Raw genomic sequence first — 19,826 nt, forward strand, 5'->3', positions numbered from 1 at the left:
GGGCAGTTTCGGGGGCGGCGGTTCGTCGGGCGGCTGGTGATCACACAACAATAGCGAGTGGGCATTCTTAAACATGGCATTACTGACTGAACACGAACAACGCAAGGTTGCCGAGGCGATTGCCCGGGTCGAGCGCGACACCGACGCCGAACTGGTCACCGTGCTCGCGGCCCGCGCCGACGACTACGCGTACATTCCGCTGCTCTGGGCCAGCCTGCTGGCGCTGGTCGTGCCGGGCATCGTGCATTACCTGACCGGCTGGCTGACCATGCACAGCTTGCTGCTGGTGCAATGGATCTCCTTCATCGTGCTGTGCCTGGTGTTCAGGATTCCAAAAATCACCACGCACCTGGTCCCGCGCTCGGTCCGTCACTGGCGCGCCTCGAACCTGGCGCGCCGGCAGTTTCTGGAGCAAAACCTGCACCACACGGTGGGCAGCACCGGGATGCTGATATTTGTCTGCGAAGCCGAGCGTTATGTGGAAATTCTGGTGGATGAGGGGATTTCGAAACGGCTGGACAACAAGAACTGGGATGAAATTGTGGCGGCGTTCACTCAGCAGGTGAAACAGGGGCAGACGTTGCAGGGGTTTGTGACGTGTGTGGAGGCGTGTGGCGAGTTGCTCAAGGTGCATGTGCCGGTGACGCATGTGCGGAATGAGTTGCCGAATCGGTTGGTGGTTTTAGGCTGATTTCAGCAGCGACGCATCCCTTGTAGCAGCTGGCGAAGCCTGCGTTCGGCTGCGCAGCAGTCGTGAATTCGGTATTCACGGTCTTCCTGATGCACCGCGTATGCTGATTTTACGACTGCTGCGCAGCCGAACGCAGGCTTCGCCAGCTGCTACAGGTCGCACCGTTCGGGAAATTACCCGTGCCCTCAATCCCCATCCCCCCTAAAATACCCGCCATTCCCCGATCCGCACTGCCCGAGGCCGTTTTTCCCATGTCTGTCACCGCCACTCCCGCCAGCCTCGCGCCGGATCACCACGCCCAGTTCATCGACCTGCTGCAAACCAGTCTTGACCAGAACGCCTTCATCAAACTGGTGCTGGCCAAGTACGTCGGCACTGAAGTGGACTTGCAGCGGCTGATCATCAAGCAGCTGACAGTCAAGGATCAGCCCTGCCTGTCCTTCGTCTACCGCTACAAGACCCGCGACATCACCAAGAATTTGCCGATTGTCGAAGGCGTGGCGACCATCGCCGCACTCTTGCCGGCATCGTTCAAAAATGCGCATTTGCTGTCGTTGACGGATGAAGTTCAGCTGGAATACAGCAAAAAGGGCAAATCTTCGCTGTTCAAGAGCAAACCTCAGCAATTGCGTGAAGTGCCGTCCGCTGAGCATAACCGCGAGAAGAACCGCTTTCTCGACCTGAACCGGCCGTTCCTGGCCGACCTTGGTGTGACGAACAGCAAGCACGAGCTGATCCCGGCGATGTCACGCAAGTGGAAGCAGATCAACAAGTTCATCGAAGTCTTCAGCCATGCGCTGACCACTTCTCCGCTGGCGCTGGACAAACCGGTTCAGGTGGCGGACTTCGGCTCGGGCAAGGGTTACCTGACGTTCGCGATCCATGACTACCTGCGCAACACCTTGAAGGCCGAAGGCATGGTGACCGGCGTCGAGTTGCGCCAAGAGATGGTGGATTTGTGCAATGCCGCGGCGGCAAAACTCGAGCATCCAGGGCTGGTGTTCAAGTGCGGTGACGTACGCAGCGTGGCGCCGAGCGAGCTGGACGTGATGATCGCGCTGCATGCCTGCGACATCGCCACCGACTATGCGATTCACACCGGCATCCGTTCCGGCGCCTCGATCATCATGTGCTCGCCGTGCTGCCACAAACAGATCCGCCTGCAGATCCAGAGCCCGGCGCTGCTCAAGCCGATGCTGCAATACGGTCTGCATTTGGGCCAGCAAGCGGAAATGGTCACCGACAGTTTGCGCGCGTTGTTCCTCGAAGCCTGCGGTTACGAGACCAAGGTGTTCGAGTTCATCTCACTGGACCACACCAACAAGAACAAGATGATCCTGGCGGTCAAACGCGCCGAACCGGTTGATCCGGCCCAGCTGTTGGTGAAGATTCAGGAGCTGAAGGATTTCTACCACATCAGCGAACACTGCCTGGAAACCCTGCTGCGGGCTGACGGCTACCTCTGATCACAATCCCTGTAGGAGCAAGCTTTGCTCCTGCCGGGCCGGGGTCAGGCTGTAGCAATCTGCGCTGGCTTGACGGTGGTCTTGCGTCCCAGCATCACCGTCACGATCACCCCGCCGGCAAACAGCCAGGTGACCGGCTCGACGTGTTCGCCGAAGAACAACGCCGAAAAAGCGATGGTGAAGAAGATCTGCAACAGCTGGATCTGACTCACCCGGGCAATCCCCCCCATCGCCAACCCGGCGTACCAGGCGAAGAAACCGATGAACTGCGAGAACAGCGAAACGTAACCGAAGGCCCACCATGTCCTGGCCGAAATCTCGCCCTGATGTTGCAGCGTCAGGTACAGCACCGGCCCGATCAGCAATGGCGTCGACAGCACCAACGCCCAACAGATCACCTGCCAACCGCCCATCTCCTTGGCCAATCGGCCGCCCTCGGCGTACCCCAAACCGCCCACGGCAATCGCCCCAAGCATCAGCAAATCACCGGCCTGAATACTGCCGGCCCCGCTGATCAGCGCATAACCCAGCACCAGCGCACTGCCCAGTGCGGCGCAGGCCCAGAAGGCTTTCGACGGGCGTTCGTGGGACAACCACGCGGCGTACAGCGCCACGCACAACGGCTGTAAGCCGTTAACCAATGCACCGTGGGACGCCGGCAAGGTTTGCATGGCCCAGGCCGACAACACCGGGAAGCCGAGAATCACACCGGCGATCACCAGGGTCAGGCCTTTGATCTGTTTCCAGGTCGGCCATTTTTCCCGACGCCACAGCAACAACATCGCCGCCGGAACCGCCGCGAACAGTGCTCGGCCCAAGCCGTTGAGCAGCGGATGGAGTTCCTGCACGACGATCCGTGTGAAGGGCAGGGTGAGGCTGAAGATCACAACGCCGAGCAGGCCGAGGGCCATGCCGGTGTTTTCGCGCGAGGACATGATGGCAACCAGAATCGAGGGTGGCGGGAAGGCCTTCATCTAGCCATAAACCCGGCGTTTGCTGCTGTTACAGCTAGGCGCAGAGTTATCCGTACAGTTTGAGGGCCCCTTCGCGAGCAAGTCGAAGAACGATGACGCGGTAGTAGCTGGTTATTACCCGACCCCGCGGATAAGGACTACCTTGAATACTCCTACGTATTTCCCAGAGGAGTCCTCCCCATGGCCGCTAAAAAAATTCTGATGCTGGTCGGCGATTACGTCGAAGACTACGAAGTGATGGTGCCGTTTCAGGCGCTGTTGATGGTCGGCCACACGGTGCATGCCGTTTGCCCGGACAAAGCAGCCGGTCAGACCGTACGTACAGCGATCCATGACTTCGAAGGCGACCAGACCTACAGCGAAAAACCCGGTCACCTGTTTGCCCTGAACTTCGACTTTGCCAAGGTCAAGTCCGAAGACTACGACGCCCTGCTGGTGCCGGGTGGTCGTGCCCCGGAGTACCTGCGCCTGAACGAAAAAGTTCTGGAGCTGGTGCGCGCATTCGACAAGGCCGGCAAACCGATCGCCGCCGTGTGTCACGGTGCTCAATTGCTCGCGGCCGCAGGGATTCTTGAAGGTCGCGAGTGCAGCGCCTACCCGGCCTGTGCCCCGGAAGTGCGCTTGGCCGGCGGTACGTTCATCGATATCCCGGTGACGGAAGGTCACGTTCAGGGCAATCTGGCCACTGCCCCGGCCTGGCCGGCGCACCCGAGCTGGCTCGCCGGTTTCCTCGGGTTGCTGGGCACCAAAATCACGCTGTAACGAGGGACCTTTCCATGTGCGAGCTCTACGTCAAAGCCGATCCGATTCTCTACGAATCGCGCTCCCGCTCGCTGCGCATCTGCGGGGTGGTCACCACCCTGCGGCTGGAGAATCAGTTCTGGGACATCCTCAGCGAAATCGCCGAGGTCGACGGCATGACCACCAACCAGTTGATCGCCAAGCTGTATGAAGAGGTGATGGACTACCGCGGCGAGGTGGTGAATTTCGCCTCGTTTTTGCGGGTCAGTTGTACCCGTTATCTGAGTCAGCGACGGGTGCAGGCGCCGGAGTTATCAGTGGTGCGTGCGGTGGTGAAGTAGGTGATTTTTGTGCTGACCTTACCGGCCTCATCGCGAGCAGGCTCGCTCCCACAATGGATCGATGTACACAATTCCCCTGTTGGAGCGGGCTTGCTCGCGATGAGGCCGGTACAGGCGACAAAAATCCTCGCCTGGTCTTTACTCTGAAGCGCGAAACCTCTCAATTGCCAAGGAGAAAGAGCATGTCTGGATGGTATGAAGTGAGCAAAAGCAGTAATGGTCAGTTCAAATTCGTACTGAAAGCCGCCAACGCGGAAACCATTCTCACCAGCGAGCTGTACACCACCCGCGCTGCCGCTGAAAAAGGCATCGTGTCGGTTCAAAGCAACAGCCCGAAGGATGAACGCTACGAAAAGAAAACCACCAAGGATGGCCATCCTTACTTCAACCTCAAGGCTGCTAACCACGAGATCATCGGTAGCAGCGAGGCTTACACCTCCGCTGCTGCGCTGGAGAAAGGCATCGCCAGCGTCAAAGCCAACGGGCCGACCACGGTGATCAAGGACAAGACCCTGCCGGTGCTCTAAACACACCGCTGATCGTTCCCACGCTCCGCGTGGGAACGCCTCTGGGGACGCTCCGCGTCCAGTGACGCGGAGCGTCACGGGCTGCATTCCCACGCAGAGCGTGGGAACGATCTTTATGGTCTTCAGACCTCGACTGGAACTGTCAGCTTCGGGCTGCCCAACGCATGGGTCTTCGAATCAAAAAACCGCAACTCACTCCCGGTGCCTTCAAACACCTTCGCGTAGTGCCGCTTCTGGTGCTGAATGAAGGCCTTGCTGCGCGGGTAAATCGAGATCGCCACCCGTTGCGGTTTCGCCTGGCGCAAGGCGTGGATGATGTGGCTGTCCTGCTCACCCAGGGCATGGCCAAACAGGCACAACCCGTCGCCATGGCCAAGTAACTGGTCGTAGCAGAACGACAGGTAGTCCGAGCTGCGAATGGTTTTGAGCTTGTCCTGCGCCGGCCCTTCATTGACGAACAGCGGCACATCGTCGAGGGTCTTGATCGTGTTGTTGATCGCGAAACTTCCGAGCAACGTGCCCTCGGTCGACATCAGTTTGCGCGCCGTGCCGTCCTGATTCCGCACCAGATGCAAGCCGCCATGCAGGTAAAGCAGGCGGGTTTTATCGGTCGCCGTGGCGCTCAGGTCAAAGCTTGATTCTGCCCCCTGAAACAGGTCGCTGATCGCATCAGGCTGGTGCTGGCTCGCCCAGTAATTGAGCAGATCGTAATTGGTGGTGAACACGGTCCGGTAGCGGCCCAGTTCCTGATTGATCGTCGCCAGCGACGAAGGCACCACCAGCCGCCACGGGATGTGCACTGCGTGCACGGTGTTGATCAGCGCTTCCTTGATCGCGTAGTAACGATTGCGCGGCGCGGCGGAACTCACGGCCAGGGCCTTGTTGACCCGGCTGGTGGTTTTCAACGCGCTAAGCACTTGCTCGAAGCTGCGCGTCTGCATGGCGTCGAACACACTCAGCTCGGATTGGCTCAGGGGTTTTTCTTCGACGGTACGGGCGTTTTCGAACAGCGAGTCGTAGCCGAAATCGTCCCACACGGCGCGACTGGCGCCGTTGCCCACCAGCAGGCCGCTGAACGAGGCGGTGGCGCGCAAGGCGTTCCAGTCTTCAAGTTGGGCATCAACATCCTGGAAATCGGTCATTGCGGTCAAAGTCTCAAAACAAAGGGGCTGATGGGCGGCGACTTTATCACGACCAAGACTTGAGCCAGATCAAGTTACTGCGTGACCGATAGGTCGATCCTGTGGGTCCCCGCTGGATCGGCGCTAACGATTCGGCCTCAGCCAGGAGACTCGCTCATGAGCAGCACGTTTTTCATCCCCGCCGTGAACATCATGGGCATTGGTTGCCTCGACGAAGCCATGGACGCCATTCGCAAGTACGGTTTTCGCAAGGCGCTGATCGTCACCGACGTCGGACTGGCCAAGGCGGGCGTAGCGAAAATGATTGCCGAGAAGCTGGCGAAGCAGGACATCGATTCGGTGATTTTCGACGGCGCCAAGCCTAACCCGAGCACCGCCAACGTCGAGATCGGCCTGGGTCTGCTGAAGGAAACCCGCTGTGATTTCGTGGTGTCCTTGGGCGGCGGTTCACCCCATGACTGCGCCAAAGGCATCGCGTTGTGCGCGACCAACGGCGGGCAGATTGGCGATTACGAAGGCGTCGATCAATCCACCCAGCCGCAACTGCCGCTGATCGCCATCAACACCACCGCCGGCACCGCCAGCGAGATGACCCGTTTCTGCATCATCACCGACGAATCCCGTCACGTGAAAATGGCCATTGTCGATCGCAACGTCACGCCGCTGCTGTCGGTCAACGACCCGGCGCTGATGGTCGCCATGCCCAAGGGCCTGACGGCCGCCACTGGCATGGACGCACTGACCCACGCCATCGAAGCCTACGTTTCCACGGCGGCCAATCCGATCACCGATGCCTGCGCGCTGAAGGCGATCACCTTGATCAGCAACAACCTGCGCCTGGCCGTCCGCGACGGCAGCGACATGGCCGCGCGGGAAAACATGGCTTACGCGCAGTTCCTTGCCGGCATGGCGTTCAATAACGCATCCCTGGGTTTTGTCCACGCCATGGCCCACCAATTGGGCGGGTTCTACGACTTGCCGCATGGGGTGTGTAACGCGGTCCTGCTGCCTCACGTACAAAGCTTTAACGCGCTGGTTTGCGCCGATCGCCTCACCGATGTCGCCCTTGCGATGGGTGCCGATGTTCACGGCCTCACCCCGGAAGCGGGCGCCCAGGCGGCCATCGCGGCGATTCGCAGTCTGTCCAAAGACGTGGAAATCCCTGCCGGCTTGCGTGAGCTCGGCGCCAAGCTCAACGACATCCCGATGCTCGCCAGCAATGCCTTGAAAGATGCGTGTGGGCTGACCAATCCACGCGTGGCGGATCAGCGCCAGATCGAGGAGATTTTCCGCAGCGCGTTTTAGGAAGTCTTGCGGCCGGGCGCGAGCATCGCGCCCAACGCCAGGCCAGAAACAGGCTGATCCAATAACTCAAAGACTGGCCAAACACCGCGACGCAATAGGGCGGCCAGAACCGCCTGTGGGCTGATTGCTTTGCCGAATCGCGTAAAAACCGGGCTATCCTGCCGACTCTGTCGAACAGAAGTCATCGAGCCCTCCATGCTGCAAAAAAGCCTGATCCGCCGCCTCGACCTGATCACTCTCCAGCTGTTTGTCGCCGTTCACGAGGAGGGCACGCTGACCCGCGCCGCCGCGCGTGAAGCCATCGCCGTGTCGGCGGCCAGCAAGCGGCTGATGGAGTTGGAAGAAGCGCTGGGCATCAGCCTGTTCGTGCGCCAGGCCAAGGGCATGACCCTGACGCCGGCCGGTGAAACCTTGTTGCACCATGCTCGGCAGATGCTGTTCAACGTCGAGAAAATGGGGCTCGAACTGGGCGAACACAGCCACGGTATTCGCGGCTATGTGCGGATGCTCGCCAACCTGTCGGCGATCATTCAATTCCTGCCCGAAGACCTGCGGGACTTTTCCGAGCGTCATCCTCAGGTCAAGACCGACCTCGAAGAACGCCCCAGCAGCGGGGTGATTCAGGGGGTGCTGGATGGCGTGGCGGACCTTGGGATCTGCTCCAGTGACAGCGACGTCAAAGGTCTGCACAGCGTGCTTTATCGACAGGACAAATTGATGGTGTTGATGCTGCCCGATCATCCGTTAGCGAGTCGTTCCAGCCTGGCCTTCGTCGATACGCTGGGCAGCGATTACGTCGGTCTGCATTCCGCCAGTTCAATCAATATGCGTACCCACGCAGCCGCGCGCGAGGCGGGCAAAGTGCTGCGGTTACGGATTCATGTACCGGGTTTCGACGCCATGTGCCGGATGGTCCAGGCCAACATGGGCATCGGCATCCTGCCGCAAAAAGCCTATGAGCTGTTTGGTCGGGCGTTGGGCTTGCACGCGGTGCCGTTGACGGATGACTGGTCGGATCGCGCGTTGGTTCTGGTGGTACGCGATGAAGCGGCGCTGTCGCCGGTGAGCCGGATGTTGTTCGAGCATTTGCGCGGCGAGGTCTGATTATTCTTGATTGGATGGACTGGCCCTATCGCGAGCAGGCTCGCTCCCACAGGGGATTTATGTGCGCCGCAGATCAACTGTGGGAGCGAGCCTGCTCGCGATGGCTGACTTGAGGTCGCAGTAGTCTTTCAGACCGTTCGCGTTTCGCGAACGCTCGTTGCCAACTGAAGGTTGGATTCCTTCGCCCGTGGTCCTCTAGCCTTGGCTCAATTCCAAGAACAACATGAGGTACCCCGCGATGACTGCCCCCTTGAGTGCAATCAAAGTGATCGAGATCGGCACGCTGATCGCCGCGCCGTTCGCCGCGCGCATGCTCGCCGAGTTCGGCGCCGACGTGATCAAGATCGAAGCCATGGGTCAGGGCGACCCGCTGCGCAAATGGCGCAAGCTGCACGAAGGCACGTCGCTGTGGTGGTACCTGCAATCGCGCAACAAGAAGTCCCTGGCGTTGAATCTGAAATCCCCCGAAGGCATCGAACTGGTCAAGCAACTGGCGACCAGCGCCGACGTGCTGATCGAAAACCTGCGCCCCGGCGCCCTGGAGAAACTCGGTCTGGGCTGGGACGTGTTGCATGCCCTCAATCCCAACCTGACGCTGGTGCGCATATCCGGTTATGGCCAGACCGGCCCTTACCGCGATCGCCCAGGGTTCGGTGCAATCGGCGAGGCCATGGGCGGAATTCGCTACACCACCGGCACCCCCGGTTCACCGCCGGCCCGGGTCGGTGTCAGCCTCGGCGATTCCCTGGCTTCACTGCATGCGGTGATCGGCGCCCTGATGTCGCTGCTGCGGGTCAAGACCGGGCAGGGCGGTGGGCAAGTCGTCGATGTGTCGCTGGCTGAAAGTGTGTTCAACGTCATGGAAAGCCTGGTGCCGGAATACGACATGCTCGGCCATGTTCGGGAGCGCAGCGGCGGGGCCTTGCCGGGCATCGCGCCCTCCAACACTTACCTGACCGCCGATGGCGCCTACGTGGTGATCGCCGGCAACAGCGACCCGATCTACAAGCGCTTGATGGACGTCATCGGTCGCCGTGACCTGGCCGATGCGCCGGAATTCGCCCATAACGACGGGCGTGCCGCCAAGAGCAACGTGCTCGACGCGGCGATCACCCACTGGACCAGCAGCCTGCCGATCGACGATGTGTTGTCGGCACTGGAAGCCGCCGAAGTCCCGGCCGGGCGCATCTATTCAGTCGCCGATATCGTCGCCGATCCGCACTATCAGGCGCGGGACATGCTGCTCAACGCCGACCTGCCCGGCGGTGCCACGGTGAAGATGCCCGGCATTGTGCCGAAAATGTCCGAGACGCCCGGTGGCGTGAACTGGTCCGGGCCTGCGTTGGGCCAGCATACCGATGCCATCCTCTCGGGGCTGGGCCTTGCGAATTCGGACATCGAGCGGCTGAAGGCTCAAGGGGTGGTGCAATGATCACTGATTTTTCCGAGACCCTGATTGTTCAGGAAGTCTCCCCCCGCGACGGCTTGCAGATCGAGCCGACCTGGGTCGAAACCGTCGACAAGATTGCCTTGATCGATCAGCTGTCGCAGGCCGGTTTCAGCCGCATCGAAGCAGGCTCGTTCGTTTCGCCCAAGGCGATTCCGGCGCTGCGCGATGGTGAGCTGGTATTCAAGGGCATCGCCCGGCAACCCGGGGTGATTTACGTCGCGTTGATCCCCAACCTGAAAGGCGCACAACGAGCACTGGCGACTGGGGCTGACGAGTTGAACCTGGTGATGTCCGCCAGCCAGACCCACAATCTGGCCAACATGCGCATGCGTTGCGAAACCTCATTGGCCGCGTTCGGCGAGGTTGTGCAATACGTTCGCGGAACGACGGTGCGACTCAACGCCAGCATCGCCACCACCTTCGGCTGTCCGTTTGAAGGCAAGATCGATGAAGATCGCGTGCTGCAAATCGTCGAGGCGTATCAGGAACTCGGGATCCAGGGCATTACCCTGGCCGACACCACTGGCATGGCCAATCCGCGGCAGGTCGATCGGCTGGTGCGGCGGGTCTTGCAACGAGTTTCGCCCGCTGATCTGACCCTGCATTTCCACAACACCCGCGGCCTCGGTTTGTGCAACGTACTGGCCGCTTATGAGGCCGGTGCCCGACGCTTTGACGCGGCGCTGGGCGGCCTCGGCGGTTGCCCGTTCGCGCCGGGTGCCTCGGGCAATATTTGCACCGAGGATTTGGTCAACCTGTGCGATGAAATCGGCATTCACACCGGCATCGATCTGCCGCTGCTGCTGCAATTGTCGCGAGGACTGCCCGCGCTGCTGGGCCACGAAGTCCCCGGTCAACTGGCCAAGGCCGGACGCAATTGCGATCTGCATCCAAGCCCGTCCTGACCACACCGAATCCCCCTGTAGGAGTGAGCCTGCTCGCGATGACTGATTCACATCAAACATAGATGTCAACTGAACCACCGCTATCGCGAGCAGGCTCGTTCCCACAGTAAAAACACTCACATACAGCCTCTCAACCAGACAACAAAAACAATCGGACACCCACGGGCAGTCCACCTGGAGAATCTCATGAGCCTTAATGTACTGGAGGCGGGCGCGAGCCCGTCCGTTAACCACGACGAAGAAAAAGCCCTGGTCAGCAAAGTCGCCTGGCGCCTGATGCCGTTGATCATGGTCTGCTACCTGTTCGCGTTTTTCGACCGCATCAACATCAGCTTCGCCAAGTTCCAATTGCAGGCCGATCTGAGCCTGAGCGACACCGCTTACGGCCTCGGCGCCGGGTTGTTCGTGGTCGGTTACGTGATCTTCGAAGTGCCGAGCAACATGATGCTGTACAAGGTCGGCGCCCGACGCTGGATCGCCCGGATCATGATGTCCTGGGGGCTCGCCACTGCGGCCATGGTCTTCGTCAACAGCGAATGGCAGTTCTACGTGCTGCGCTTTTTGATTGGTGCGATGGAGGCCGGTTTTGCGCCGGGAGTCCTGTATTACCTGACGCTGTGGTTCCCGCAGCACTATCGCGGGCGCATCACCTCGATGTTGTTTCTGGCGTCGGCGTTTGCCGGTCTGGTCGGGGCTCCGTTCTCCGGGCTGGTGCTTCAACACCTCGACGGGGTCCTCGATATGCGCGGCTGGCACTGGCTGTTTCTGCTGGGCGGCGTGCCTTGCATCGGCCTCGGTTTGCTGGTGCTGACGTTGCTCAAGGACCGCATCGAAGACGCCCATTGGCTGACGCCGTCAGAGAAAACGCTGCTGGCCAGCCGCATTGCGCACCATGAACCGCACAGGAGTGGCGGCTCGTTGCTCGCCGCACTGCGGATTCCGGGTTTCCTGACCCTCGGGCTGATCTACTTCCTGATTCAGGTGGCGTCCTACGGCTTGAACTTCTGGGCCCCGCAACTGATACGCAGCGCTGGCACCGAAAGCCCGGTGATGATCGGTTTGCTGACTGCCATCCCTTACATCTGCGGCGCGATCACCATGGTGGTGATCGGGCGGTTGTCCGACTCGACTGGCGAGCGACGCAAATTTGTCGCAGGTCTGGTGGCGGTGGGCGCGGTGGGGTTCTTCTGTGCGGGGATCTTCGCTAATCACACGACCTTCCTGATTGTCGCGCTAGGCTTGCTCGGTGCCGGGATCATCGCGTCCATCCCAAGCTTCTGGACCCTGCCGCCCAAGCTGCTGGCCGGTGCGGGGGCAGGGGCTGCTGGCGGGATCGCAGTGATCAACACCCTCGGCCAGTTCGGCGGCATCGTCAGCCCGGTGATGGTGGGGCGGATCAAAGACCTGACCGGCAGCACCACGCCGGCGCTGTATGTCATCGGCGTCTGTGCGCTGATCGCCGTCGCGCTACTGCTGTGGGGGTTGCCGCAAAAGCTGCGCACGCTCGACAAGTTTTAAAAGTTTCGCAGGCTACGCCGGTTCCTGCTCCGACCACGCATCACTGCTGGAGCTGGCGAAGGCTGCGATCGCAAGAAGATGATCGTTCCCACGCTCTGCGTGGGAATGCTTCAAGGGACGCTCCGTGTCCAGCGACGCGGAGCGTCACGGGCTACATTCCCACGCAGAGCGCGGGAACGATCAAGACGTTGCTGTTATCGCTTTTTCCAATGTGCCACCGAACTGAATCAACACCACTCCAGCCATTAACAACACCGCCCCAAACACCCGCGGCAACGTCATCTCCCGCTCCACCAACCCAAACCACCCGAAGTGATCCAGCACCAGCGACGCAACCACCTGTCCCGCCAGCGCCAACGCCATAAACCCCGACGCCCCGAGCTTGGGCAGCAGCACCAGCGCCAACGAAATAAAGCACACCCCAAACGCACCGCCGGTCCACATCCACAGCGGCGCCTTGCTGATGAACGCCAGTGACGGCAACGGCAAACGCAGCGCCAACATAACCGGCAACACCACCACAATGCTGATCAACAACGACGCGAGGGTCGCCCACAACGGATGGCCCAAGCCACGCCCGAGGTTGGCGTTGATTGCGCTTTGAAAAGGCACCACCGCCCCGGCTATCACGGCCAGCAGCAACAGCCCGGCCCAATGCAACGTACTCATGATGAATCTCCAACAGGTTTTGCTGGACTCTAGAGTATTCGTCGCGCAGATTTAAATTCCAAATAGCTATCCAGAACATGCATCAGATGAATGATCTTCGCCGCGTCGACCTCAATTTGCTGGTGATCCTCGACGCCTTGCTCAGCGAGCAACACGTGACCCGTGCCGCCGAGCGCCTGCACTTGAGTCAGCCGGCCGTCAGCCATGCCTTGGCGCGATTGCGTGACCTGCTCGGCGATCCTTTGCTGGTGCGGGCGGGCGCCAGCCTCGTGCCAACCCCGCGAGCCCTGGAGTTGATGGCACCGTTGGCAGAAGCCCTGGCTCAAGTGCAATCGCTGCTGGCACCGAATACCTTCGATCCGGCCACCGCCAAGCGCACGTTTCGACTGGCTATGTCCGACTACGGTGCTGCAATCGTCCTGCCGGGGTTGATACGGACCTTGCGCAGGGAAGCGCCGGGCATCGACCTGCAAATCAGCCATGCCAGCCGCGAAGGCATGCTCGAGGGTGTGCTCAACGGCGACATCGACGTAGCTGCAGGCGTGTTTCCAGAGTTGCCGAACGAGTTGCGCAGCACCCCGCTGTTCGAAGAGCACTATGCCTGTCTGGTCGACCGCAACAGCCTGCCCGCCAATGGCGTGCTCGACCTGCCAACCTACCTCGCCCGCCCCCACGTCCTGCTGGAAATGCGCGGCAGTGGCACCCCGGAAATCGAACGAGCCCTGACAGCCCTGCGTGAACGCCGTCGCGTGGCGATCAGCCTGCCGCACTGGAGCGTCGCCCCGGAATTCATCAGCGGCACCGACCTGATCCTCACCGTCGCTTCCCGAGGGTTGCTCAATATCGATGAGCAGTCGTTGATCGTCGTTCCGCCACCGTTTCATATTCCGCCGTTTACGTTTGTGTTGGTTTGGCACAAGCGGCGGGGCGGGGATCAGGCGTTGAACTGGTTGAATGGGCAGATTGGGAAAGGGATAGTACGTGGCGATCAAACCGGCTCATCAATTAACGATTGAGGTGAAAAATTGCTCAGCGGCCTCAACCACCTGACCCTCGCCGTCACCGATTTGAACCGCAGCGTGGCGTTCTATCACGATCTGCTGCAATTTCAGCTTGAAGCCACCTGGGACACTGGCGCCTATCTCTCGCTGCCGGGTCTTTGGTTGTGTCTTTCCCTCGATCCACTGCGCAACTCTGAACCCGCCGCCGATTACACCCATTTCGCCTTCGGCATTAACGCAACAGACTTCCCGCTCTTCGTCGAACGCCTGCGATCCGCCGACGTCCGGGAATGGCGTGATAACCGGAGCGAAGGCGCATCCTTCTACTTCCTCGACCCTGACGGGCACAAGCTCGAAGCCCATGTTGGCGATCTGGCGTCACGGCTGGCAGCCTGTCGGCAACGTCCCTATGCGGGAATGAAGTTCTTCGACGATCTGTAAGTCGGATCCCGGGAACCTGAGATAGACTTGCGTGCATTCACCCCGGCTCAACAGGACTTCCAATGACCCCATCGCTGCTAATGGCTGTTCTCGCCTCAGGCTTTATCTACGGCATCACGCCGGGGCCGGGTGTATTGGCAGTGTTTGGCATTGGTGCGGCGCGCGGTCGAAGGGCCGGGGCGGGGTTTCTCTGCGGGCATTTGCTGGGGGATGTGGTCTGGTGCAGCACTGCGCTGATCGCGATTGTCGGTGCGCGGGAAATCGGCAGTAGCGCATTCGATGTGCTGGGCGTACTCAGCGGGCTGTACCTGTTTTGGCTTGGTCTGCGTGCGGTTCGCGCTCGTCGCAGCAGTGACGAAGCACCTCAAGGCCCCGCGCGGCAGCCATTCTGGCACGGCATTCTGTTTGGCCTGACCAATCCGAAGGCTTACCCGGTGGCGGTAGCGACTTTTACCGCGCTGCTGTCCAGCCGTGCCGAACTGCTGCACTGGTCGATGCTGCCGTGGCTGATTGTCCTGAGCTTCGTTGGTGGTCTCATGGCCTACGCTATCCTCATTGGCATTGTCGGTGCGCGGCAGGTACGCATGTTGTACCAGCGCCATGAGCTGCTGATCACCCGGTTGTGTGGGGTGATGTTTATCGGATTCGCCATCAATGCCCTGGCGCATGCATTGCCGGGGCTGGTGACGAACAAGGCGTGAGGCTGATTGCAAGGAAGCGTCAGTTGTACTGATGGGGCAGGGAAGGTTATTTATTGCTGCATTGGCCGGACACGCTCACCGCACTATGGCAACCAGAAATTCCGCGCCGTTGGCGAGTTACATCGATCTCTTGCTGGACGCCGTCTGTGCGGTCGACAAACAAGGTCGCTTCGTATTTGTCAGCGCGGCCTGCGAGCGCATTTTCGGCTATACCCCCGAAGAGCTGATCGGCCAGCCGATGATTGATCTGGTGCATCCCGCCGATCGTCAGCGCACCCTCGATGCCGCGCGGGAGATCATGGGCGGCGAGCCCAAGCTCAATTTCGAAAACCGCTACCTGCGCAAAGATGGCCAAGTGGCGCACATCCTCTGGTCGGCGCGCTGGTCGGAAGTCGACCAACTGCGCATCGCCGTGGCGCGAGACATCACAGAGCGCAAACAGGCCGAATCCCGGCAAGCGGCGTTGTATGCGATCTCCGAAGCGGCCCACGCGGCGGAAGACTTACTGGCGTTGTTCAAACGCATCCATTCGATCATCGGTGAATGGCTGCCGGCGCTGAACTTCTCCGTGGCGCTGTATGACGAACACTGCGCCCAGCTGAATTTCCCTTATCACGTCGACGACCTGGAGCGGCAACCCGAGCAGCCCGGAACGATCACCGGACGTCTCTGTGCGGAGGTGATTCGCAGCGGCCAGCCGATTCTGCTGACCCCGGATCAGGACCATTTGCCGCAAGGGTTCGAGGCGCTGGTCGCGGGTCCGCATTCACCTTGCTGGCTGGGTGTGCCGTTGAGTTCACAAAACGGCACCATTGGTGCGCTGATCGTTAAAAGCGTGCCCGGTGGTGAGCGCTACACCGAACAGGACAAGGAGCTGCTGCAATACGTTTGCGCTCAGGTCGCCACTGCGATTGAGCGCAAGCAATTGCATGCCAGACTGCAGCACATGGCCCAGTACGACCAACTGACTCAGTTGCCCAACCGAGAGTTACTCCGGGACCGGCTTAAAGATTCACTGGCGCTGGCGCGGGCGGACTCTGGCCGAATGGCACTGCTATACGTCGACCTCGACCGCTTCAAGCAAGTCAACGACACCTACGGCCATGCGGTCGGCGACATGCTGCTGCAAGCGGTCGCCAACCGGCTCAAAGGCTGCGTTCGAGAAACCGACACGGTGGCACGCATCGGCGGTGATGAGTTTGTGGTGTTGTTGCACAGCATCCACGCCTCCGAAGATGCCCACAGCGTGGCGGGAAAAATCCGACAGGTTTTGGCTCAACCCCTGCGTCTGGACGGCCACAGCCTGATCATCCAGACGAGCATCGGCGTTGCGCGATACCCCGACGACGGCACTGAAGAAAAGCAGTTGTTCCGACATGCCGATGAGGCCATGTACGTCGCCAAGCGCCAACATCAACAGCGCCTCGGCGTCTGAAAAATCTGCCACCGTTCGTCGCGGCGATTTCAATTTTTCTAAACCTTTGTGGTGATCGAAATTCTGATTCTATGCGGGCTTCTGCTCGCCGCGATCATTACCAAGAGGTAGAGAATCATGCCTAACTCAAGAAACTCGAACTCGGGAAACTTCGGCAACGATCGAACGAAGGCGTCTGAAGCCGGTCGCAAAGGTGGGAAAACTACCACCACGACCGTCGATAAAGACTCTTCGAAACCCGATATGGGCCGCAAAGGTGGTCAGAAATCGAAGTAGCGGTGAAGGTAGTTTTGATTGAGAGGCGGGAGCGTAAGCTCCCGTTTGAATTTTTTACGAGGAGGGCGCGACCATGAGCCGGATGGCCACCCGATTACGCAATGCCAGTTTTGCCACATTGCTGGGCCTGTGCGCGAGCAGTGCTTTTGCCCAGTCCCCCGCCGAATTCATTAACGATGCGTCGGCCAAAGGCATGGCCGATATCGAAGCCAGCCGCCTGGCGCATCAGAAAACCGAATCCCAAGTGGTCAAGGACTACACCATCGTCGTCATCAATGACCGCACCACCGCCAACCAGCACTTGGCGAAAATTGCCAAGCAACTGGATTTGCCGGTAGCTCCGCGCGACGAAGTCGTCGATAAAGCCAAAGCCTTGATGCCGCAAGTGCAGGACGGCGCGAGCTTCGACCAGGCCTACGCGGCCAGTCAGGTGAAAACCACCCAGGAAGCCATCGAACAGCTTCAACAGGCAGCGCAGACCATCGATGTGCCTGAAATCAAAGCCTTCGCCGAAGAAACGTTGCCCAAGCTGCAGAACCACCTGGAAATGGCCAAGGCGCTGCAAGCCAGTCGCTAACCCACAAAAATGCGGGTGACCTCGAGTCACCCGCGATGAGCCCGATCAGCCTTCATCCAGATCCTGCTTGCCTTTTTCCTGGACGACAGTGCCGTCCAGGGAAATCGTTTCGCCCTCGCCAAGTTGCCGATACTTCTTTCGCAGCGCTTCCAACTGTTTGAGGTCCAGCGCCTCAAGCCCGAGCATTGCGTTCTGCGCCTCCTTCGTCACCCGCAGCAACTCATCGACCTTCAAGTGCAAAATGTCCGTATCGCGGTTCTGGGTGTTCTGGATCAGGAACACCATCAGGAAGGTGATGATGGTGGTCGACGTATTGATGATCAGTTGCCAGGTGTCGTTAAAGTGAAAAATCGGCCCACTCAAACCCCACAGAAAAATCAGAATGATCGCCCCCATGAACGTCTTGGGGCTGCCGGCCCACAGGGAAAGTTTCTGAGCGACGTTTGCGAATTTCATAGCCGTGCTCCTTATAGGGATGCGCCTGATTTTCAGACAGCACTGGCATGTTGAAAATTCTGATTAAATTCCGGGTTCAATGAAAAGCCGGTGGCTCGTATCTCGGTAGGTCGGAGGAGCGGCCGAGACTGCGATCTGGCGATCTTGTAGGACGAATTGAGCAAGATAGGGATGGAAGAAATCTCTGTTGTTCCCAATTCCTGGCTGGATTCTTTCTTTGTGCCGGTTTGTGTCTAGTATCAAAGGCAGTCAATTTGCCAGCATGCAAACACACGGATCGAACCAGATAAGAGGCCACTCATGGAATTCTTCGAAAAGTTAGCTAGCTTAGCCGCCAAAGTTCGTTTGCAAGGCGTTGCCATTAAGACGGAAGAAGCGACCAAGAACGCTTTTGTCATGCCATTTATCAGCACAGTGCTGGGCTACGATGTCTTCGACCCGACGGAGGTCACTCCTGAATTCGTTTGCGACATTGGAACGAAAAAGGGAGAGAAGATTGATTACGCAATCATGAAGGGGGGAGAGGTTCAAATCCTTATCGAGTGCAAAAAAATAGGCGAGCCGTTGCACATCAATCACGCCTCCCAGTTGTTTCGCTACTTCCACGTCACCAGCGCTCGAATCTCTATCCTTACCAACGGTCAGGTCTACAAATTTTTCACCGACCTCGATGCGCCTAACAAGATGGATGAGAAGCCATTTCTTGAACTCGACCTTCTGGATATCGACGAGTATTCCGTCCCCGAGTTGGTCAAGCTCACCAAGTCGGCCTTCGATGTGGATTCCATCATTAGCGCCGCAGGTGAGTTGAAGTACGTCAGCCAAATCAAAAAGGTCATTGCTTCGCAGGTCAGCAAGCCTGATGACGACTTTGTGAAGGTGTTCGCGTCGCGCGTGTATGACGGGGTGATCACTCAGAAGGTCCGTGAGCAGTTCCATGAGCTAACAAGAAAAGCCGTGGTGCAGTTTCTCAACGACCAAATCAACGACAGGCTCAAGTCGGCCATGAGCGGCGCCATCCAACCCGCGTTAGCCTCTTTGCCGGTTTCATCCAGTGGTGCCGAGCCGTCTGATTTGCGGGACGAGTCAGAGGACAAGGTTCTGACTACGCTGGAAGAGCTGGAGGGGTATCACATCGTCCGTGCCGTTGTTCGGTCTGTTGTCGATGCCAAGCGGATTGTTCAGCGCGATACCCAGAGTTACTTCGGCATCCTGCTTGACGACAACAACCGCAAACCTATCTGTCGCCTGCACTTCAATCGTTCACAGAAGTACATCGGGATTTTTGACGAAGAGAAAAATGAAACCCGGCACGCAATTAACTCGATAGACGATATCTACGAATACTCGGATCACTTGAAGAAGACCGTTGGATATTACGACTAGCCACGCCAACTGACAGGTGAAAAACCGGCCCATGAAGCCGGTTTTTTTTGGATTTCTGTTCACTCCACCAACTTCACGTCCACCGACCAACTGAAGTACCCCAATGCCTCGCAGCTTTTATCGATCAGCATGAATTGCAGTTCGCACGCCGCCACCCCAGCCGCCAATTGTGTGCAGTGCCAATAATGATCATCGGCCGTGTGGCTGCCCGGTTGGGTCGGGTTTTCGGGATCGGGTGCAGGGACTGTCAGGTTGGCGTGGACGACCAGTTCGGGCGGTGAAAGTACCCCGGCATCACCGACAGACATTCCGTAGAACACCACACTGTGTTCGGCGAGCAAGCTGACGGTCCTGCCACGGATCTGGAAGTTCTTTCCGTTATTGGCGGTAAGCGTCATTAAGCTGTCATTAGTTGTACTTTGTGTGGGTTTTGTGCCGCTGATGGGAAAGATGAAACCTTCCTCGATCCTGGTCGGGTTTTGCGGATCAGGACTAGGTTGCGGATAGTGTGAAAGCAGTGATTCGGCATCGACGATCAGCAGCACATTATTGGCTGGCGCAATATTCGTCGAGGGTGAGGTAATCGGTTCAGAGGTCATCATGGATTCCTTTCATGATGTTGCTGCATAACGACAGCCGCGTCGGCTCAGCAGGACATCCCGTCCCGGCCCAGGCGGCAACGAACTCGGTAGGCCCCTCGTCGCCAAGGGGCCTGGTCAT

General features: G+C 59.2%; 22 protein-coding genes. 17 read left to right on the forward strand and 5 right to left on the reverse strand.

Going from position 1 to position 19,826, the window contains the following annotated elements:
* The first annotated feature begins 73 nt into the window (after positions 1 to 73).
* Together AC3WP4_RS17250 and AC3WP4_RS17255 are read left to right on the forward strand one after the other, a co-directional pair.
* A complete protein-coding gene (locus tag AC3WP4_RS17250; protein ID WP_074874224.1) occupies positions 74 to 691 on the forward strand; it encodes a TPM domain-containing protein in 618 nt (205 codons plus the stop codon).
* A 251-nt stretch (positions 692 to 942) separates the two neighbouring features.
* Positions 943 to 2,157 carry a class I SAM-dependent methyltransferase gene (locus AC3WP4_RS17255; protein WP_102615504.1) on the forward strand — a complete coding sequence of 405 codons (1,215 nt, stop codon included), beginning with the start codon at positions 943 to 945 and terminating at the stop codon, positions 2,155 to 2,157.
* Positions 2,158 to 2,201: 44 nt separating this feature from the next.
* On the opposite strand, the gene AC3WP4_RS17260 is transcribed toward AC3WP4_RS17255, so the two are convergent.
* A complete protein-coding gene (locus tag AC3WP4_RS17260) occupies positions 2,202 to 3,092 on the reverse strand; it encodes a DMT family transporter (protein WP_102615545.1) in 891 nt (296 codons plus the stop codon).
* Between the two features lie 219 nt (positions 3,093 to 3,311).
* On the opposite strand from AC3WP4_RS17260, the gene AC3WP4_RS17265 reads away from it, so the two are divergent.
* The 3 genes from AC3WP4_RS17265 (at position 3,312) to AC3WP4_RS17275 (ending at position 4,740) form a co-directional block, all read left to right on the forward strand.
* Positions 3,312 to 3,893, forward strand: a complete 582-nt coding sequence (locus tag AC3WP4_RS17265) for a DJ-1/PfpI family protein (protein WP_074874226.1) — start codon at positions 3,312 to 3,314, stop codon at positions 3,891 to 3,893.
* 14 nt (positions 3,894 to 3,907) lie between these two features.
* Positions 3,908 to 4,213, forward strand: a complete 306-nt coding sequence (locus AC3WP4_RS17270) for a ribbon-helix-helix domain-containing protein (RefSeq protein WP_008025707.1) — start codon at positions 3,908 to 3,910, stop codon at positions 4,211 to 4,213.
* Positions 4,214 to 4,395: 182 nt separating this feature from the next.
* Entirely contained in the window at positions 4,396 to 4,740 is a 345-nt protein-coding gene (locus tag AC3WP4_RS17275; RefSeq protein ID WP_074874228.1) for a YegP family protein, read from the forward strand.
* Between the two features lie 122 nt (positions 4,741 to 4,862).
* Here AC3WP4_RS17275 and AC3WP4_RS17280 read toward each other — a convergent pair whose 3' ends face one another.
* On the reverse strand, positions 4,863 to 5,882 hold the full coding sequence (locus AC3WP4_RS17280) for a DUF4917 family protein (RefSeq protein WP_102615505.1): 1,020 nt from the start codon (positions 5,880 to 5,882) through the stop codon (positions 4,863 to 4,865).
* A 156-nt stretch (positions 5,883 to 6,038) separates the two neighbouring features.
* Here AC3WP4_RS17280 and yiaY point away from each other — a divergent pair, with 156 nt between their 5' ends.
* From yiaY to AC3WP4_RS17305, 5 genes are all read left to right on the forward strand, one after another.
* Positions 6,039 to 7,187 (forward strand): L-threonine dehydrogenase, encoded by a 1,149-nt coding sequence (gene yiaY, locus AC3WP4_RS17285; RefSeq protein ID WP_102615506.1) that lies wholly within the window; start codon positions 6,039 to 6,041, stop codon positions 7,185 to 7,187.
* Between the two features lie 195 nt (positions 7,188 to 7,382).
* A complete protein-coding gene (locus AC3WP4_RS17290; RefSeq protein WP_074874232.1) occupies positions 7,383 to 8,291 on the forward strand; it encodes a LysR family transcriptional regulator in 909 nt (302 codons plus the stop codon).
* A 238-nt stretch (positions 8,292 to 8,529) separates the two neighbouring features.
* Entirely contained in the window at positions 8,530 to 9,723 is a 1,194-nt protein-coding gene (locus AC3WP4_RS17295; protein ID WP_102615507.1) for a CaiB/BaiF CoA transferase family protein, read from the forward strand.
* On the forward strand, positions 9,720 to 10,646 hold the full coding sequence (locus tag AC3WP4_RS17300; RefSeq protein WP_102615508.1) for a hydroxymethylglutaryl-CoA lyase: 927 nt from the start codon (positions 9,720 to 9,722) through the stop codon (positions 10,644 to 10,646). Before AC3WP4_RS17295 ends, AC3WP4_RS17300 begins: the two co-directional genes overlap by 4 nt.
* A 186-nt stretch (positions 10,647 to 10,832) precedes the next feature.
* Positions 10,833 to 12,164, forward strand: a complete 1,332-nt coding sequence (locus AC3WP4_RS17305) for an MFS transporter (protein ID WP_102615509.1) — start codon at positions 10,833 to 10,835, stop codon at positions 12,162 to 12,164.
* Positions 12,165 to 12,344: 180 nt separating this feature from the next.
* Here the strand turns inward: AC3WP4_RS17305 and AC3WP4_RS17310 are convergent, their stop codons facing one another.
* A complete protein-coding gene (locus AC3WP4_RS17310; RefSeq protein ID WP_074874236.1) occupies positions 12,345 to 12,833 on the reverse strand; it encodes a DMT family transporter in 489 nt (162 codons plus the stop codon).
* A gap of 77 nt (positions 12,834 to 12,910) precedes the next feature.
* Between AC3WP4_RS17310 and AC3WP4_RS17315 the strand changes: the two genes are divergently transcribed.
* The 6 genes from AC3WP4_RS17315 to AC3WP4_RS17340 all read left to right on the forward strand — a co-directional run bounded on the left by AC3WP4_RS17315 (position 12,911) and on the right by AC3WP4_RS17340 (position 17,264).
* On the forward strand, positions 12,911 to 13,849 hold the full coding sequence (locus tag AC3WP4_RS17315; protein ID WP_173860467.1) for a LysR substrate-binding domain-containing protein: 939 nt from the start codon (positions 12,911 to 12,913) through the stop codon (positions 13,847 to 13,849).
* A 9-nt stretch (positions 13,850 to 13,858) separates the two neighbouring features.
* The gene (fos, locus tag AC3WP4_RS17320) at positions 13,859 to 14,275 is read left to right on the forward strand and encodes a fosfomycin resistance glutathione transferase (protein WP_102615511.1); all 417 of its coding nucleotides are present in this window, start codon (positions 13,859 to 13,861) and stop codon (positions 14,273 to 14,275) included.
* Between the two features lie 62 nt (positions 14,276 to 14,337).
* Positions 14,338 to 14,976, forward strand: a complete 639-nt coding sequence (locus AC3WP4_RS17325; RefSeq protein WP_074874239.1) for a LysE family translocator — start codon at positions 14,338 to 14,340, stop codon at positions 14,974 to 14,976.
* A gap of 85 nt (positions 14,977 to 15,061) precedes the next feature.
* A complete protein-coding gene (locus AC3WP4_RS17330) occupies positions 15,062 to 16,411 on the forward strand; it encodes a sensor domain-containing protein (RefSeq protein ID WP_102615512.1) in 1,350 nt (449 codons plus the stop codon).
* A 117-nt stretch (positions 16,412 to 16,528) separates the two neighbouring features.
* Positions 16,529 to 16,687, forward strand: coding sequence for a KGG domain-containing protein (locus AC3WP4_RS17335; protein ID WP_074874241.1), 159 nt, complete (start codon positions 16,529 to 16,531; stop codon positions 16,685 to 16,687).
* A 73-nt stretch (positions 16,688 to 16,760) separates the two neighbouring features.
* Complete coding sequence (locus AC3WP4_RS17340; protein WP_074874242.1) at positions 16,761 to 17,264, forward strand: DUF4142 domain-containing protein; 504 nt, start codon at positions 16,761 to 16,763, stop codon at positions 17,262 to 17,264.
* Between the two features lie 45 nt (positions 17,265 to 17,309).
* Here AC3WP4_RS17340 and AC3WP4_RS17345 read toward each other — a convergent pair whose 3' ends face one another.
* Complete coding sequence (locus tag AC3WP4_RS17345) at positions 17,310 to 17,720, reverse strand: low affinity iron permease family protein (RefSeq protein ID WP_074874243.1); 411 nt, start codon at positions 17,718 to 17,720, stop codon at positions 17,310 to 17,312.
* A 300-nt stretch (positions 17,721 to 18,020) separates the two neighbouring features.
* Here AC3WP4_RS17345 and AC3WP4_RS17350 point away from each other — a divergent pair, with 300 nt between their 5' ends.
* A complete protein-coding gene (locus tag AC3WP4_RS17350; RefSeq protein ID WP_074874244.1) occupies positions 18,021 to 19,106 on the forward strand; it encodes a type I restriction endonuclease in 1,086 nt (361 codons plus the stop codon).
* Between the two features lie 59 nt (positions 19,107 to 19,165).
* Here the strand turns inward: AC3WP4_RS17350 and AC3WP4_RS17355 are convergent, their stop codons facing one another.
* Positions 19,166 to 19,705: an AidA/PixA family protein gene (locus AC3WP4_RS17355; protein ID WP_102615513.1), complete on the reverse strand. Its 540-nt coding sequence runs from the start codon at positions 19,703 to 19,705 to the stop codon at positions 19,166 to 19,168.
* Positions 19,706 to 19,826: the final 121 nt, after the last annotated feature.

It is taken from the genome of Pseudomonas sp. FW305-20 (assembly GCF_058788075.1).